The following is a 16,924-nucleotide window of genomic DNA, read 5'->3' on the forward strand; positions in this document are numbered from 1 at the left end:
GTGAAAGTAGGTAATCGTCAGGCTCCCTAAGCCAGAAACCCCCGCCCGAAAGGCGGGGGTTTTTGCATTGGCGCGGCGGAAATGCAGGGCACGCCAAGCAACGGCGGCGCAGTCGGAGCCAGAGCCGGAGTGCCGAAGGCATCGATTTGCGCAGCTACCGTTCTCGAGCGATCCGCAGTTCTGCGCCGCTGAATTTTTCAGGTGTCTTCTTCTGCGCATCGTATCGATGCACCTTTAGCCGGTGCCTAGCGCATGTCGGCACATTCAAAGATGATGTTGTAATGGTCGCTGATGGGCGACGTTCATCGATGATGCTCGATAAATGGCGTGTTTCTGCGAAAGACATCCATCCTCCCCTGCTTCGCCTGACCTGTCCGAGGACGTCACTCGGCGAGCGCAGCACGAAACCGTCCCCGAAATCTATGCGCATAAAGTCCATTCGTGTGACATGAGTCGGCGAAGCGAAGGTAAAGCCCTTCAGGGTAATATCGCCATTCGCCCCCGATCCCGGTGCTTGTCTGCACCTATTGGCGGTCGGTGTTTTCCGCATTCCGTCTCCTGCACCATTCATGACTGACAGCCCTGCCCAAGGTGGTCGGACGACCGACTTCTTGCCGTACCTCGTCGCCGCAACGTTCTTCATGGAGTACCTCGATACGACCGTGATCGCGACCGCGCTGCCGCAAATGGCGCAGTCGTTCGGCGTCGGGCCGAATGCGCTGAGCCTCGGGATGACGGCCTACATGCTTGCGCTTGCAGTGTTCATCCCGATCAGCGGTTGGATCGCGGATCGATATGGATCGCGCACCGTGTTCGCCAGCGCGATCGTCGTCTTTACGGGCGCGTCGGTGCTGTGCGGGCTGTCCGATGGCGTGGTGACGTTCACGGCTGCGCGGCTGCTGCAGGGTGTCGGCGGGGCGATGATGGTGCCGGTCGGACGGATGATCGTCGTGCGCAGCACCGAGAAAGCAAAGCTGATGCGTGCGATCGCGACGATCACGTGGCCGGGCATCGTCGCGCCCGTCGTCGGGCCGCCGATCGGCGGCTTCATCACCACCTATGCGTCCTGGCGATGGATCTTCCTGTTGAACGTCCCGTTCGGCATCGCCGCGCTCGTCTGTACCTGGCTGATCGTCCGGAACACGCGGACCGCCGAGCAGCGGCCGCTCGACTGGGTCGGCTTCGTACTGGCCGGCGGAGCACTGACCTGTCTGTTGATCGGTACCGAGGCGGCCGGCCAGCAGGATGTCCACTTCACACGCGCGGCCGTCCTGGTCGGCGCGAGCGTATTGTTCGGCATGGCCGCGTGGCTGCATGCGCGGCGTTGCGTGCATCCGCTGCTCGATTTCACGACGCTGAAGGTGCCGACGTTCTCGGTGACCGTGATTACAGGCTCGATCACGCGGATGGCGATCAACGCCGTGCCGTACCTGTTGCCGCTGCTGTTTCAGATCGGTTTCGGGCTGTCGCCGTTCCAGTCCGGTTTGCTGCTGCTCGCGAGTGCGCTCGGCAATCTCGGCATGAAGGCGGGAACGTCGTGGATCCTCGACCGCTACGGTTTCCGGCGCGTCGCGCTCGTCGACGTGACGCTCGTCGGCATCTTCATGATCGTATGCGGCTGGCTGACCGCATCGACGCCGCTGACGATCACGCTGTTCGTCGTGTTCGTCTACGGGCTGACGCGGTCGATGCAGTTCACGACGCTCGCGACGCTGGCCTATGCGGATATCCCGGCTCACCAGACGAGCGCGGCCAGCACGTTGTGGAGCGCTGCGCAACAAATGACGATCGGGATGGGGATCGCGTTCGGCGCGTTGTCGCTGCGGCTCGCGGCGTTGGTGCGTGGCGATGCGGCCGGCATGCATTACGTGCTCGACGATTTCCGCTGGGCATTCGTCGCAGCGGGCGTGCTCGCACTGCTGACGTTGCCGGGCTACGCGCGATTGGCCTCCGATGCAGGCGATCGGCTGCGGGCGAATGTGGCGCGAGGGTAGGACGGACTGCTAATCGCGTTTGTGTCGCGACAGGTGAGTGTTTTGGTTTCCTGTCGCTCGCCAGCAACGTCGAATCGTCTTGGCTGGGATGACCTGACGGGGAGCGAAAGCTGTCATCCGTCAAAGTGGACGAGCGGGCAGATCGCGCGGCGATGCGTGGCCGTAACGTCCGCGGAACGATTACACGCGACTGGCGCGACAGACGCGCGGTGTTTACCGCGCGAACCCGTCGGCGTGATCAACCGCACGACCATATCGCGCTCGTCCCGATTACCGTCATTGCGCATCATGGAAGATGATGCCGACCGTGTGGCGATGGCCGCTTCTGATCCGGCTTACGCCGTGGCGCAGATTGACGCGATAGACGCCGCGCGTTCCCTGCACGGGCCTGCCGTGCACGGCGAAGATCACTGCGTCGCCTTGCGTCAGCGGCACCACTTCCGCACGCGACTGCATGCGTGGCCGCTGTTCCGTCAACACGAATTCCCCTCCGGTGAAATCGCGGCCCGGCGCCGACAGCAGGATCGCGACCTGCAGCGGAAACACGTGCTCGCCATACAGGTCCTGATGGAGGCAGTTGTAGTCGTCGGCACCGTATTGCAGGATCAGCGGCGTCGGTCGTGTCTGTCCCGCCGCGTGGCAGCGATCGAGGAAGGTCGCATGGTCTTTCGGATAGCGAACGTCGATCCCGAGTGCCTGGTTCCAGCGATTCGCGATCGGCGCGAGATGCGGATAGATCGTCGCACGCAACTCGGCGACGATCGCAGGCAGCGGATAGGCGAAATACTTGTATTCGCCGCGCCCGAATCCATGCCGCGCCATCACGATGCGTGAACGATAGAGCGCATCCCGCGGATAGAGCGATGCGAGCGCATCGCACTCGCTTGCCGAGATCAGGCCCGGCACGCGCGCGCATCCGTAGCGATCGAGTTCGGCATCGACGGTCGTCCAGTCGACTGTGTCGACGCGTTGCGCGATGTCCAGCGATTCGACGGCAGGTTGCAGATCGGCGATGTTCACGGGCGTACCTCGTTTGTCAGTAGTGTGGCGCCGCGCGGTCGCGCGGAATACTCAGGAAACATCGCGTGCGCGGTTGAGTCCACGATAAAAGTTGATGAACCCAGTCTAGCGACGTTCCTGCGCCGGCGCGCTCCAGATCTTGCGCTCCAATTCGGAAAAGGAAGAGGGGGAAAGCTCGCGACGTGGCATGGGCGCACGCGAATGTGTCGACGTCGGAGCGCGGAAGCGAAGAAGCGAGGGTCGAATTTCCAACAGCAGGCGGCCGGCTTCCGCCGGCCACCCGCAGTGGCCCCGATCAGGCCAGCGACCGGAACAACCAGTAGAGCCCGCCCGCAAGTGCGATCGACGCCGGCAGCGTCAGCACCCACGCGAGTACGAGGCTGCGCACCGTGCTCCATTGCAACCCGGACCCGTTCGCCGCCATCGTGCCCGCGACGCCCGACGACAGCACGTGTGTCGTCGAAACGGGCAGCCCGTACACGTCGGCGGCGCCGATCGTCAGCATCGCGACGAGTTCGGCCGACGCGCCCTGTCCGTACGTCAAATGCTGCTTGCCGATTTTCTCGCCGACGGTCACGACGATCCGCTTCCAGCCGACCATCGTGCCGAGGCCCAGTGCGATCGCAACGGCGACCTTCACCCAGGTCGGAATGAACTTGGTCGCGTGGTCGAGCTGCTTGCGATAGTTGTCGATCGCGAGCTTGTCGTCGGCGGCAAGCGCGGGCTGGCCCGACTTCTCGATCAGGCGAATTGCTTCGGACACCAGATACATCGTGTTGCGCACGTTGTCGACGTCGCGCTGCGGCACGGCTGCCATCGAGCCCGACGCGCCGACCGCGGTCGCGAGCGACATCGACAACTGCTGTACGGCCGGCAGCACGGCGGGCGTCAGCTCGCGACGCTGCACGTAGTGCTCGACGTCGGCGCGCGGGTTCGCGGACGGCGCGACGCCATTCGTGTATTTCCCGAACGTCGCGGCGGCCTGGTTCGCGACCGCAACGAAGGTTTGCGATTCGGCAGGCGTAACGGCCTTGTTCAGCGCATACGCGGTCGGCACCGTGCCGATCAGGATCAGCATGATGAGGCCCATCCCTTTCTGCCCGTCGTTCGAACCGTGCGCGAACGACACGCCCGTGCAGGTCAGGATCAGCAGGCAGCGAATCCAGAACGGCGGCGGCTGATCCTTCGGCGGCTCCTTGTACAGCTCGGGAATCCGGACGACGGCCTTCAGCACGAGCAGCAGCAGCGACGCGCACAGGAAGCCGACGATCGGCGAGAGCAGCAGCGACTTGCCGACGCCGAGCGCCTGGCCCCAGTCGACGCCGCTCGTGCCCGACGGCCCGTGCATCAACTGGTTCATCAGCCCGACGCCGATGATCGAGCCGATCAGCGTATGCGAGCTCGACGAAGGCAATCCGAAATACCATGTCGCGAGGTTCCAGACGATTGCGGCGATCAGCAGCGCGAACACCATCGCGAAGCCCGCGCCGCTGCCGACCTGCAGGATCAGCTCGACAGGCAGCAACTGCAGGATGCCGAACGCGACTGCGCCGCTCGAAACCATCACGCCGAGGAAGTTCCACATGCCGGACCAGATCACCGCGACGTTCGGCGTCAGCGAGTGCGTATAGATCACGGTGGCGACCGCGTTCGCGGTGTCGTGGAAACCGTTGACGAATTCGAAGCCGAGCGCGATCAGCAGCGCGGCGCCGAGCATCAGGTACGGGAATAGCGATCCTTCGCGGACCGGCGACAGATCGTCGATCAGGTGCGTGGCGATATAGACGGCGCCGATCGCGAGCACCAGCAGGAAGAAGGCATAGCCGACCTGCCGGTTGCGCTCGAAGGAGCCGCGATTGTTCGCGGCGGACGAAGCAGGTTGATTCATGACGGTATCTCGTGAGGGAACCGCGTCCGATCCTAGCCGCGGCCAGCAGTCAGTTTGATGACAATCGGGATGACGAACGGGTTGTCTTACGGCGGCGTAAGGTGAACGTCGGCATGCGACCGAGATGCGACACGTCGGCCCGTATCGTGGCTCACATAGTGAACACGACACGGCTGGGACTTACGCATCGGTGTCGCGCCGATCGTCGTTCGTCATCAACGCCCAGCCGTGCGGCGACGCAACGAAGGTCGTGCACGACAGCGGCGCGACGTCGATGCGGGTTGCAGCGTCGGGATCCATCCGCAGTGCGTGTGCGACGGCCGCGCGAACGATCGCCGCATGCGTGATCGCGACGATGTCGCGGCCGGGCGGCAGCGCGTTCAACCATGCGCCGACGCGGCGAACGGCGGCTTCGAACGATTCGCCGCCGTGCGGCGACGCAGACGGATCGGCGATCCATGCGCCCAGTTCGTCCGGCAGGTCGCGCGCGAGGTCGTGCAGCCGCTTGCCGCGCCAGTTTCCGTAGTCGATGTCGCGCAGCGCGTCGTCGACGTCGGCATGCAGCCCGAGCGCATCGGCGGTCTGCCGCGCGCAGCACGCGGGGCTGCACAGCACGAGCGAGCCGGCGACGCCTGTCCACCGGGCGCGCAGCGCAGCGGCGTCCGCGAGCCCGTGTGCGTCGAGCGGATCGTCGTCGGGAAACGCGCCGGTGCGCATCGCCCGGGTCGATGCGTGTGCGATCAGGCGCAGCGAGGCATGCATGTTCATGTCGGTTTTCGGATGGGCCGGGGCGGGTGTGCGGTCGTCCGCGACCTTCACTTCAAAACGCGGACTTTCGCGCGTACAATTCGCCCGATACGAAACGCGGAAGCCGGTGCAATTCCGGCGCGGTCGCGCCACTGTAACCGGGGAATCCCGATCCCGGAAGCCAGACCTGCCTTCGTACCCATCCAACATTTGTCGGGGCGCGATTCCCCTGAGGTGCATCCATGAGCGAAGCAGTGCTGAAGCCGGTTGTCGTGCCGGCACCCATCCCCGTCCGTGAACTGTTGCCGTGGGCCGTGTTCGTCGGCCTGATGCTGCTGCTCGCACTCTATTTCGTCGGCGCGGAACAAGGCGCGACGTCGCTCGTGCCGGGCATGTACGTGCACGAATTCGTCCACGACGGCCGCCATCTGCTCGGCTTTCCCTGCCACTGACGCGGAGTACACGATGGTCGGAAAGCTGCTCATGCGCGGGATGCTCGCAGGCATCGCCGCGGGCCTCCTCACGTTCGGTTTCGCGAAAATCGTCGGCGAACCGCAAGTCGATCAGGCGATTTCCTTTGAAGAAAAGCTCGAGGCCGCCAAAGGCGACGTGCCGGAGCACGAGCACGAACTGGTCAGCCGCGACACGCAGGCCGGCCTCGGCCTGTTGACGGGTGTCGTGACCTACGGTGCGGCATTCGGCGGGCTGTTCTCGCTGGTCTTTGCGTATGCATACGGGCGAGGCGGCCGCCTTCCGGCACGGCCGCTGGCCGCGTGGCTTGCGCTGGCGGCATTCGTCGCGCTCGTGATCGTGCCGAACATCAAGTACCCGGCCAATCCGCCGTCGGTCGGCGATCCCGACACGATCGGCCATCGCACGGGCCTGTTCTTCCTGATGATCGCGATCTCGATCGCGACGATGGCGTTCTCGGTCAGCGTGCGCCGCCATCTGCTGGCGAAGCTCGGCCAATGGAATGCGTCGATCGTCGCGGGACTCGTGTTCATCGCGATCATCGCGGCCGTGCAGTTCGGACTGCCGTCGATCAACGAAGTGCCGGCCGCGTTCCCGGCCGACGTGCTGTGGAAGTTCCGCGTCGCGGCCATCGGCATGCAGGCGATCATGTGGACGACGATCGGCCTGCTGTTCGGCGCTTGGGTCGAGCGCGGCGAACGCATCGGCATGCGCGCCGCCTGACGCGCATTGCAACGGGGCGCGCCTAGCGCAGCATGCGCGGCGCGCTCCACGTCGATTCGCGCGCCAGCGCGACGAACGCGGCCAGATAGTCGATCGATGCGTCCGCTTCGCGGATGCCGAGGAAGATCTGCTTCGCGATCCCCTGCTTGCCGAGCTTGACCGGCACGACCGGCATCCGGTCCGCGTATTCGTCGGCGAGCCATCTCGGCAACGCGGCCACGCCGCGCCCGCTCGCGACCATCTGCAGCATGATGTCGGTCGTCTCGATCGACTTGTGGCGCCTCGGCACGATGCCGGCCGGCGTCAGGAACTGGTTGTAGATGTCGAGCCGGTCGGTTTCGACCGGATAGGTAATCAGGATCTCGTCGGTCAGTTGCTCGGGCGTCACGTAATCGGCATTTGCGAACCGGTGTGAGTCGGCGACCACCAGCACCTGCTCGTAGTCGAACACGGGATCGAAGCGCAGGCCCGGCTTGTTCAGCGGATCGGGCGTGACGAGCACGTCGATGTCATAGCCGAACAGCGCACCGATGCCGCCGAACTGGAAGCGCTGCTTCACGTCGACGTCGACGTCGGGCCAGCGTGACAGATACGGCGACACGACCTTCAGCAGCCACTGGTAGCACGGGTGGCACTCCATCCCGATGCGCAGCGTGCCGCGCTCGCCCTTCGCGTACTGCCTCATCCGCTCCTCGGCGAGCTCGAACTGCGGCAGCAGCCGGTTCGCGAGCTTCAGCAGATAGTGCCCGCCCTGCGTGAGCCGCAGGCCGCGGCCTTCACGATCCCAGATCGGCGTGCCGAGCTGCTGCTCGATTTTCCGGACGGTGTGGCTGAGCGCCGACTGCGTGAGATGCAGCGCATTGGCGGCTGCGGTCAGCGAGCCCTGGCGCTCGACTTCACGAATGACGACGAGATGGAATCGTTCCAGCATGGATATCGCTCGCGCTACGGATGCATGAATGAATTTAATGGATGAATGAAATAATGCCATTTTATTTCATGGTTTGAAATCCCTATCATGGCTGCCGGATCTTCTATTTCATCTGGACGGCAGCTTCATGGTCAGCACACACAACCTCGGTTTTCCGCGCATCGGCGCGAAGCGCGAACTCAAGTTCGGTCTCGAGCGCTACTGGAAGGGCGAATCGTCGCGCGCCGAGCTGAAGGCGCTCGGCGCCGAATTGCGCCAGCGCCACTGGAACGAACAGCGCGATCTCGATCTCGCGCCGATCGGCGATTTCGCGTTCTACGACCAGGTGCTCGACATGAGCTTCATGCTCGGCAACCTGCCCAAGCGCGTGCAGGCTTTCCACGGCGACGTGCTCGACAACTATTTCCGTGTTGCGCGCGGCCGTTCGGCGCAGTCGGCGCAAGAGCATGCGGCGTGCTGCGGTGGCGTCGCGGCCGGTGAAATGACGAAATGGTTCGACACGAACTATCACTACATCGTGCCGGAATTCCACGCGGACACGAACTTCTCGCTCGACCCGTCGCGCCTGCTGCAGCAACTGGCCGAGGCGAACGCGCAGGGCGTGAATGCCAAGCCGGTGATCATCGGCCCCGTCACGTATCTGTGGCTCGGCAAGGCGAAGGACGATTCCGATCGTCTCGCGCTGCTGCCGAAGCTGCTGCCCGTGTACGGCGCGCTGCTCGACACGCTGACCGCGCAGGGCGTCGAATGGGTGCAGATCGACGAACCGATTCTCGTCACCGAGCTCGACGCCGAATGGCGGCAGGCGTTCCGCACCGCGTATGCGGTGCTGGAGACGCGTCGCATCAAGCTGCTGCTTGCCACGTACTTCGGCCAGCTTCAGGACAACCTGACGCTCGCGAGCTCGCTGCCGGTCGACGGGCTGCATGTCGACGCGATCAATGCACGCGACGAAATCGACGTTCTGGCGCGCGAGCTGCCGGCCGAGCGCGTGCTGTCGGTCGGCGCGATCAACGGCCGCAACATCTGGAAGACGGACCTGAGCGCGACGCTCGACTGGCTCGAACCGCTCGCGAAGCAACTGGGCGATCGCCTGTGGCTCGCGCCGTCGTGCTCGCTGCTGCACGTGCCGGTCGATCTCGCGAGCGAGGAGAAGCTCGACGCGGAGATCCGTTCGTGGCTCGCGTTCGCGCTGCAGAAGCTCGACGAGCTGAAGGTGCTCGCGACCGCGCTGAACGAAGGCCGCGACAAGGTGGCCGATGCGCTTGCCGCGAACGCCGCCGCGATCGATTCGCGCCGCCGCTCGCCGCGCGTGAACAACCCGGCGGTGAAGGCCGCGATCGCACGCATCGACGCGCAGCTCGGCAACCGCGTGAGCCCGTATACGCAGCGTGCACCGAAGCAGTCGGCGCGACTGAACCTGCCGGCCTTCCCGACGACGACGATCGGCTCGTTCCCGCAGACCGCCGAAATCCGCCAGGCGCGCAGCCAGTTCAAGGCAGGTGCGCTCGATGAAGCCGGCTACCGCACGGCGATGAAGGCTGAAATCGAACGCAGCGTCCGCGAACAGGAGTCGCTCGAGCTCGACGTGCTCGTGCACGGCGAAGCCGAGCGCAACGACATGGTCGAATACTTCGGCGAGCAGCTCGACGGCTACGCGTTCAGCCAGTTCGGCTGGGTGCAGTCATACGGTTCGCGCTGCGTGAAGCCGCCGATCCTGTTCGGCGACATCAGCCGCCCGAAGGCGATGACGGTCGAATGGATCGCGTACGCGCAGTCGCTGACGAACAAGCCGATGAAGGGCATGCTGACCGGCCCCGTGACGATCCTGAACTGGTCGTTCGTGCGCGACGACCAGCCGCGCTCGGTGTCGTGCTACCAGCTCGCGCTCGCGATCCGCGACGAAGTGCTCGATCTCGAGAAGGCCGGCGTGCGCGTGATCCAGATCGACGAGGCCGCGCTGCGCGAAGGGCTGCCGCTGCGCCGCGCGCAATGGAGCGAGTACCTGAAGTGGGCGGTCGAGTCGTTCCGCATCACCGCGAACGGCGTGCAGGACGATACGCAGATCCACACGCACATGTGCTATTCGGAGTTCAACGACATCATCGCGTCGATCGCCGACATGGACGCGGACGTGATCACGATCGAGACGTCGCGCTCGGACATGGAGCTGCTCGACGCGTTCGACAGCTTCAGGTATCCGAACGAGATCGGGCCGGGCGTGTACGACATCCATTCGCCGAACATCCCGACGCAGGATCACATCGTCGGCCTGATGAAGAAGGCGGCCGAGCGGATTCCGGCGGAGCGTCTGTGGGTGAATCCGGATTGCGGCCTGAAGACGCGCCAGTGGGCGGAAGTGATTCCGGCGCTGACGAACATGGTCGCGGCGGCGAAGGCGCTGCGCAGCCAGGTGCAATAGCAAGCGCTGCGCCTGTCGCGACGACTGCGTCCGTCCGCACGGCCGGTTCTGCAGCGGGTTCGGCGACAAGCGCAACGCGATGCTCACCGTGCGCTCGGCCTTTCGGCGGGGAAATGAAAAAGGACGGCGTGGTTGCGCCGCCCCTTGCATGCGACGACCGGGCAGGCGAGTGAAGCAGCCTGCCCGTTGCGGACGTTACGCGGTGCGCGCGCCGCGCGGCAGCGGCTCGTTCGCCTTGCCGGGCGCACCCGCATCGTCGATGCCGACGCGGCGCGAGATCAGCCACACGCACAGCGAAGACAGGATCGCGGCACTCGTATACTGGATCGCGAGCGGCCACCATTGCGGCGCGACGTTCTGCGCGATGATGGTCGCGACGAGCGGCGTGAGGCCGCCGGCGAGCGCGCCGCACACCTGGTATGCGATCGAGATCGCCGTATAGCGGATTCGCGCGACGAAGATGCCGCTGACGAAGCCCGCGACCACCGAGTAGTAGCCCGATTCCGCAAGCGTCGCGAGGCCGACGCCGACCGTGATCGACAGCGGCGTGCCCATGTGCACAAGCGGCAGCATCACGAACGGGACGATCGCGGCCCATGCGCCGGTGATCAGCAGCACGCGCGTGGTGCCGAAACGCTGCGCGAGGAATGCAGCGGCGAGTTGCACGATGAACTGCAACACCGCGACGATCGCCATGCAATGCAGCACCATCGACCGGTCGAGCGACAGGAATTGCGTCGCATAGCTGATCATGAAGATGTTGCTGAAATACACGCCGGCGATGCCGTACACGTTCGCGCCGATCGCGAGCAGCAGCAGCGGCCAGTACTTGAGCGCTTCGCGCAGCGGGTTTTGCGCGGTGTTGCCGCTCTTCCTGACTTCCTCGAACTCGGGCGACTCGGACACGCTCGCGCGGATCACGAAGCCGACCACCAGCAGCACGGCGCTCGCGAGGAACGGCACGCGCCAGCCCCAGCTCATCATGTCGTCCTTCGACAGCGTGCTGATCGCGCCGAACGCGAGCATCGACAGGATCAGGCCGCTCGCGCTGCCGAGCTGCGCGAACGACGCGAAGAACGTGCGCTTGCCTTCGGGCGCATGCTCGCCGGCGAGCAGCACCGCGCCGCCCCATTCGCCGCCGACCGCGATGCCTTGCAGCACGCGCATCAGCACGAGCAGGATCGGCGCGATCACACCGGCTTGCGCATGGGTCGGCAGCAGGCCGATCGCGACCGTCGACACGGCCATCAGCATCAGCGTCGCGAGCAGCGAACGCTTGCGGCCGAAGCGGTCGCCGAGATAGCCGAACATCACGCCGCCGAGCGGCCGCGCGAAGAAGCCGACCGCGAACGAGCCGAACGATGCGAGCAGGCTGACGAAGCGGTTTTCGCCGGGAAAGAACAGCGGCCCGAACACGATGGCGGCGGCGGTCGCGTAGCTATAGAAGTCGTACCACTCGATCGTGGTGCCGACGAACGAAGCGAGCGCCGCCCGCTTCGGTTGCTTGACGGAAGTCCCCATCTTTGTGTGTGCTCCTCTGGAATCCTCTGATTTGGAATAGGTGGCGGCGCGGGATCAGTCGCGGTACTTGACGCCCGGCAGCACGCACAGCAGCTCGTACGCGAGGTTCGCGCCGAGCAGCGCGGTGGTGCCGAACGGGTCGTACGGCGGCGCGACTTCAACGAGATCGCAGCCGACGATGTTCAGCCCCTTCGCGCCGCGGATGATCTCGAGCGCCTGCGGCACCGTGAGGCCCGCGATTTCCGGCGTACCGGTGCCCGGCGCGTAGGCCGGATCGATGCCGTCGATGTCGAAGCTGATGTAGACGGGTGTGTCGCCGACTCGGGCGCGCACTTCTTCCATCAGCGGCGCGAGCGACTTGTTCCAGCATTCCTCGGCCTGGACGACGCGGAAGCCCTGCTCGCGGCACCAGTCGAAATCCTCGGCCGCGTAACCGGTGCCGCGCAGGCCGATCTGCGTGACCTTGTCGCCGTGCAGCAGGCCTTCCTCGACCGCGCGGCGGAACGGCGTGCCGTGCGCGATCTTTTCGCCCATCATCGTGTCGTTCACGTCGGCATGCGCATCGACGTGGATCAATGCAACCTTGCCGTGCTTGCGGTGGATCGCGCGCAGGATCGGCAGCGCGATCGTATGGTCGCCGCCGAGCGTGATCGGCTTGCAGTCGTGCTCGAGGATCGCGTCGTATGCGGCTTCGATACGCGCGATGGAATCGTGCAGGTTGTAGGGATTGATCGCGACGTCGCCGATGTCGGCGACCTGCAGCGAATCGAACGGCGCGGCGCGCGTGGCCATGTTGTACGGGCGCAGCAGCACGGATTCGGTGCGGATCTGGCGCGGGCCGAAGCGCGCGCCGGTGCGATTGGACGTGCCGAGGTCGAACGGCACGCCGACGAAGCATGCGTCGAGGCCTTCGGCGCTCGCCACGTGCGGCAGGCGCATCATCGTCGCGATGCCGCCGCAGCGCGGCATTTCATTGCCGCCGAGCGGCTGGAAATGGGTGTGGTCGTTCATGGGGCGCCTCTTCCGATGTGGGGTTGCCGTATCATTCGACGCGGCTTGGCGCACAGTTTTACGCGCTCCGCCGGGAAAGAAGAATGCGAAGATATCGACGTTAACATCGATCTTCATCGATGTATGGAAGGGGAAGAGCGTGCTGGGGAATCTGTCGACCCTCGATCTGCGGTTGATCCGCGTGTTTCTCGCGGTCACGGACGCGGGCGGCGTATCGGCCGCGCAGGCCGTGCTGAACGTCGGGCAGTCGACGATCAGCGCGCAGCTGGCGTCGCTCGAGACGCGGCTCGGCTACCGGCTCTGCGAGCGCGGCCGCAGTGGTTTCCGGCTCACGCCGAAGGGCGAACGGTTCCATGCGATGAGCCGCAAGCTGCTCGCGGCGCTCGACGAATTCGGGATGGCCGCGCGGCACATGGACCGCCAGCTGGTCGGCACGCTGAACATCGGCCTGATCGGCCATACGCCGGTGAGCCAGAACGCGCGGATCGCCGAGGCGATCGCCGCATTCCGCACGCGCGACGAGGCCGTGCGCTTCTCGATCTCCGTGCGCGCGCCGGGCGATCTCGAGGAGAAGCTGCTGAGCGACGAGATCCAGATCGCGGTCGGCTACTTCTGGCACCGCGTGCCGTCGCTGCACTACACGCCGCTGTTCATCGAGCGCCAGGTCGCGTACTGCGGCCGCGGCCATCCGCTGTTCGACGGCGCCGGCACGCTGACGCCGGCCGACGTCGCGGGCTTCGAATGGGCGTGGCGCTCGTATCCGCTGCCGGAAGCGCAACTGTCGACGACGCCCGACCGCGTGACCGCGACCGCCGACAACATGGAGGCGGTCGCGCTGCTGATCCTGTCCGGCCACCACCTCGGCTACCTGCCGCAGCACTTCGCGGCGCCGTACGTCGCGCAGGGGCTGCTCGCTCCGCTCAATCCGGAGCAACTGCGCTACGACGTGACGTTCCACATGGTCGTCGCGCGCAACGGGCGCGGTGATCCGCTCGTGGAGGCGTTTCTCGAGGATCTCGAACGCGCGCACCAGGCGCCGGACATCGCGTGACGCCGGCGCCGCCGGCAATGTGAACGAGCGTTACATCGGCGCGGGCCGCCGCGCGCGTCACGGCACCGGCAACCCCGCGTCGTGCTTCACCTCGCGCAGCGACAGCGCCGATTCGATCGACGTCACGCCGGGCAGCATCCGCAGCGAGTCGCGCAGGAACGTGCCGTAGTCGTCGAGGTCGCGCGCGACCACCTGCAGCAGGTAGTCGGCCGTGCCCGCGACGTTGTGGCACGCGAGGATTCGCTCGATGCCCAGCACTTCCCGTTCGAACCGGTCGGCGACCTTGCGGTCGTGCGTCGCGAACCGCACCAGCACGAACGCGACGACGCCGAAGCCGAGCGCCTGGCGCGACAGTTGCGCGCGGTAGCGCTCGATGTAGCCGTCGCTTTCGAGACGTTTGAGGCGCCGCGCGCAAGGCGTCTCGGACAGGCCGACGGATTCGGCGAGACGCGCGATCGGCATGCGGCCGTCGCGCTGCACCGCAGCGAGGATCGCGCGATCGGTTTTGTCGAGTTCGGTCATATTGGCGGAATCCTTGTTCTGATTTTGAGATTGTGGCGGATTCCGCTATGAATCGCCAATTCCGGGCCAAAGATGGCCAATAATCCCTCCTTCTTCAGCGGCAACATATCGTCATTGAAGGAGGGGGCAGAACATGATTTCCACGCATTTGCTGTTGATCTATCTCGCCGCGCTGGCGGCCATTTATGCGGTGCCGGGGCCTGACATGGCGCTCGTGCTGCAGACCAGCATCGGCCGCGGCGTGCGGCCGGGGATGGCGGCGGCGGCCGGCCTGTCGCTCGCGCGCAGCGCGCACGTGACGCTGTCCGCATGCGGCGTCGCGGCGCTGATCCGCAGCGCGCCGTGGCTGTACGAGGTGATTCGCTACGGCGGCGCGCTCTATCTCGCGTATGTCGCGATCCAGGTGTTCCGTTCGCCGGTGTTCGCGCTCGGCGAAGGCGACGCGGCGGCGGGCGAGCTGCGGCAGTCGTTCGTGAAGGGACTGCTGACGAACCTGCTGAACCCGAAGGCGCTGCTGTTCTGCTCGGTGCTGCTGCCGCAGTTCGTGCGGCCGGAGGCCGGGCCGGTCGTCTGGCAGATGCTCGAACTCGGCGCGCTGCTGGTCGCGGCGGGCGTGTGCTTCGACCTCGCTTGCGTGTTCGGCGCGTCGCGCATCGCGGCGTGGATGCGCGCGCATCCGCTCGCGCAGACGGTGCAGCGCTGGACGTTTTCCGCGGCGCTGATCGGTTTCGCGCTGCGCCTGTCGATGGACTGAGCGCCGCTGCCTTGCCGCCGCGCAGGTCGACGGGCCGCGCGGTGCCGCTGCGCCGATCGGCGCAGGCCGCGCGCAATGCCGGCCTTCGTGTGCATCCCCCGCCGCAGAAGGGCGTGCGCGCAAATCATCTGACTGTTCTAAACTCCTTTTAATTTCGCGCTGCTGCGAACCGACTGACCGAACGGAACCGACTTCCGCCGGCTATGTCCGATTTCCTGGCTGTTCCGTGCAACGCGGTACCAAGGAGGGTCTGAACATGGCAAGGCATCTTCACGCCGACCGTGAACCCCGAATCGTCGCCGAGTCCAAGTGCCTCGGCCCGTGCGATCCGGCAGAACGCATCCACGTCACGATCATGTTGCGGCGGCAGGAAGAAGGGCAACTCGATACGTTGGTCCAGCAGCTCGCCACCGGCGACGCACAGGCGAAACCGCTGTCGCGCGACGCGTTCGCGCAGCGTTTCTCCGCCAATCCCGACGACATCCGCAAGACCGAGGACTTCGCGCGCCGTCACCAGTTGACGGTCGATCGCGTCGATCCCGTCGAAAGCGTCGTCGTGTTGTCCGGCATGATCCAGCAGTTCGAAGCGGCGTTCGGCGTGAAGCTCGAGCGTTTCGAGCATCGTTCGATCGGCCAGTATCGCGGCCGCTCGGGCCCGATCACGCTGCCCGACGATCTCGGCGACGCCGTCACGGCCGTGCTCGGCCTCGACAGCCGCCCGCAGGCGCGGCCGCACTTCCGGCTGCGCCCGCCGTTCAGGCCCGCGCGCGGCGGTACGGCGGGCGTCACGTTCACGCCGGTCCAGCTCGCGTCGCTGTACGGCTTCCCGGCCGGCGACGGCGCCGGGCAGTGCATCGCGATCGTCGAACTCGGCGGCGGCTACCGCGCGGCCGACATCCGGCAGTATTTCAGCGGGCTCGGCATCAAGACGCCGCCGACGCTCGTCGACGTGAACGTCGGCACCGGCCGCAACGCGCCGTCCGGCGACCCGAACGGCCCGGACGGCGAAGTCGCGCTCGACATCGAGATCGCCGGTGCGATCGCGCCGGCCGCGAAGATCGCGGTCTACTTCGCACCGAACAGCGACGCGGGCTTCATCCAGGCCGTCAACGCGGCCGTCAACGACAAGACCAACAAACCGTCGGTGATCTCGATCAGCTGGGGCGGCGCGGAAGCGGTCTGGCAGGCGCAGTCGGCGCAGGCGTTCAATCGCGTGCTGCAGGCGGCGGCTGCGCAGGGGATCACCGTGTGCGCGGCGTCGGGCGACAGCGGCTCGGGCGACGGGCTGCAGGACGGCGCCGATCACGTCGACTTCCCCGCATCGAGCCCGTACGTGCTCGGCTGCGGCGGCACGCAGCTCGACGCGCTGCCCGGGCAGGGCATCCGCAGCGAGGTCACGTGGAACGACGAGGCGTCGGGCGGCGGCGCGGGCGGCGGCGGCGTCAGTACGCTGTTCGACCTGCCGTCGTGGCAGCAGGGGCTCGCCGTCACGCGCGCCGACGGCAGCCGCACGCCGCTCGCGAAGCGCGGCGTGCCGGACGTGGCCGGCGATGCGTCGCCGCAGACGGGCTACGAGGTATCGGTCGCCGGCACGGCTACCGTGATGGGCGGCACGAGCGCGGTCGCGCCGCTGTGGGCCGCGCTGATCGCGCGGATCAATGCGGCGGCAGGCGCATCGGCCGGCTGGGTCAATCCGGTGCTGTACAAGAATCCGGGCGCGCTGCGCGATATCACGAAAGGATCGAACGGCACGTATGCGGCCGCGTCGGGCTGGGACGCATGCACGGGCCTCGGCAGCCCGGACGGCGCGCAGCTCGCCGCGATTCTCGCGCGCAAGCCGTCGAGCTGACGCGTCGGCACACGCCTTTT

14 protein-coding genes and 1 riboswitch are annotated in these 16,924 nt (G+C 66.2%); of the genes, 7 read left to right on the plus strand and 7 right to left on the minus strand.

Translation table 11 applies throughout. The features are described from left to right. Positions 1–569 precede the first annotated feature (569 nt). Positions 570–1,994 (plus strand): DHA2 family efflux MFS transporter permease subunit, encoded by a 1,425-nt coding sequence (locus KVT39_RS35120; RefSeq protein WP_217591249.1) that lies wholly within the window; start codon positions 570–572, stop codon positions 1,992–1,994. Between the two features lie 276 nt (positions 1,995–2,270). Here the strand turns inward: KVT39_RS35120 and KVT39_RS35125 are convergent, their stop codons facing one another. The 3 genes from KVT39_RS35125 to KVT39_RS35135 form a co-directional block, all read right to left on the minus strand. Further along, a complete protein-coding gene (locus KVT39_RS35125; protein ID WP_217591250.1) occupies positions 2,271–3,014 on the minus strand; it encodes a 2OG-Fe(II) oxygenase in 744 nt (247 codons plus the stop codon). A gap of 295 nt (positions 3,015–3,309) precedes the next feature. Continuing rightward, positions 3,310–4,902, minus strand: coding sequence for an inorganic phosphate transporter (locus tag KVT39_RS35130; protein WP_217591251.1), 1,593 nt, complete (start codon positions 4,900–4,902; stop codon positions 3,310–3,312). Between the two features lie 180 nt (positions 4,903–5,082). Further along, a complete protein-coding gene (locus KVT39_RS35135; RefSeq protein WP_105393491.1) occupies positions 5,083–5,670 on the minus strand; it encodes a histidine phosphatase family protein in 588 nt (195 codons plus the stop codon). Positions 5,671–5,722: 52 nt separating this feature from the next. Then, positions 5,723–5,859, plus strand: a riboswitch (cobalamin riboswitch). 32 nt (positions 5,860–5,891) lie between these two features. On the opposite strand from KVT39_RS35135, the gene KVT39_RS35140 reads away from it, so the two are divergent. After that, positions 5,892–6,101, plus strand: coding sequence for a CbtB-domain containing protein (locus tag KVT39_RS35140; protein WP_034184976.1), 210 nt, complete (start codon positions 5,892–5,894; stop codon positions 6,099–6,101). Positions 6,102–6,114: 13 nt separating this feature from the next. Then, entirely contained in the window at positions 6,115–6,843 is a 729-nt protein-coding gene (locus tag KVT39_RS35145) for a CbtA family protein (RefSeq protein ID WP_034184975.1), read from the plus strand. A gap of 22 nt (positions 6,844–6,865) precedes the next feature. Here the strand turns inward: KVT39_RS35145 and KVT39_RS35150 are convergent, their stop codons facing one another. Beyond that, positions 6,866–7,774 carry a LysR family transcriptional regulator gene (locus tag KVT39_RS35150; protein ID WP_034184974.1) on the minus strand — a complete coding sequence of 303 codons (909 nt, stop codon included), beginning with the start codon at positions 7,772–7,774 and terminating at the stop codon, positions 6,866–6,868. 127 nt (positions 7,775–7,901) lie between these two features. On the opposite strand from KVT39_RS35150, the gene metE reads away from it, so the two are divergent. Then, a complete protein-coding gene (gene metE / locus KVT39_RS35155; protein ID WP_217591252.1) occupies positions 7,902–10,196 on the plus strand; it encodes a 5-methyltetrahydropteroyltriglutamate--homocysteine S-methyltransferase in 2,295 nt (764 codons plus the stop codon). 195 nt (positions 10,197–10,391) lie between these two features. On the opposite strand, the gene KVT39_RS35160 is transcribed toward metE, so the two are convergent. Then, on the minus strand, positions 10,392–11,717 hold the full coding sequence (locus tag KVT39_RS35160; RefSeq protein WP_217591253.1) for an MFS transporter: 1,326 nt from the start codon (positions 11,715–11,717) through the stop codon (positions 10,392–10,394). A 54-nt stretch (positions 11,718–11,771) separates the two neighbouring features. After that, positions 11,772–12,728 carry an agmatinase gene (speB, locus tag KVT39_RS35165; protein ID WP_034180920.1) on the minus strand — a complete coding sequence of 319 codons (957 nt, stop codon included), beginning with the start codon at positions 12,726–12,728 and terminating at the stop codon, positions 11,772–11,774. 139 nt (positions 12,729–12,867) lie between these two features. On the opposite strand from speB, the gene KVT39_RS35170 reads away from it, so the two are divergent. Beyond that, complete coding sequence (locus KVT39_RS35170) at positions 12,868–13,779, plus strand: LysR family transcriptional regulator (protein ID WP_034180919.1); 912 nt, start codon at positions 12,868–12,870, stop codon at positions 13,777–13,779. A 57-nt stretch (positions 13,780–13,836) separates the two neighbouring features. Here KVT39_RS35170 and KVT39_RS35175 read toward each other — a convergent pair whose 3' ends face one another. Further along, positions 13,837–14,301 carry an Lrp/AsnC family transcriptional regulator gene (locus KVT39_RS35175; RefSeq protein WP_034180918.1) on the minus strand — a complete coding sequence of 155 codons (465 nt, stop codon included), beginning with the start codon at positions 14,299–14,301 and terminating at the stop codon, positions 13,837–13,839. A gap of 133 nt (positions 14,302–14,434) precedes the next feature. Between KVT39_RS35175 and KVT39_RS35180 the strand changes: the two genes are divergently transcribed. Beyond that, positions 14,435–15,055 (plus strand): LysE family translocator, encoded by a 621-nt coding sequence (locus KVT39_RS35180; protein ID WP_034180917.1) that lies wholly within the window; start codon positions 14,435–14,437, stop codon positions 15,053–15,055. 256 nt (positions 15,056–15,311) lie between these two features. Continuing rightward, positions 15,312–16,904 carry a protease pro-enzyme activation domain-containing protein gene (locus KVT39_RS35185; RefSeq protein ID WP_217591254.1) on the plus strand — a complete coding sequence of 531 codons (1,593 nt, stop codon included), beginning with the start codon at positions 15,312–15,314 and terminating at the stop codon, positions 16,902–16,904. The last annotated feature ends 20 nt before the right edge of the window (positions 16,905–16,924 follow it).

This window comes from Burkholderia sp. GbtcB21, assembly GCF_019091065.1.
In the GTDB taxonomy this organism is placed as follows: Bacteria; Pseudomonadota; Gammaproteobacteria; order Burkholderiales; family Burkholderiaceae; genus Burkholderia; species Burkholderia pyrrocinia_C.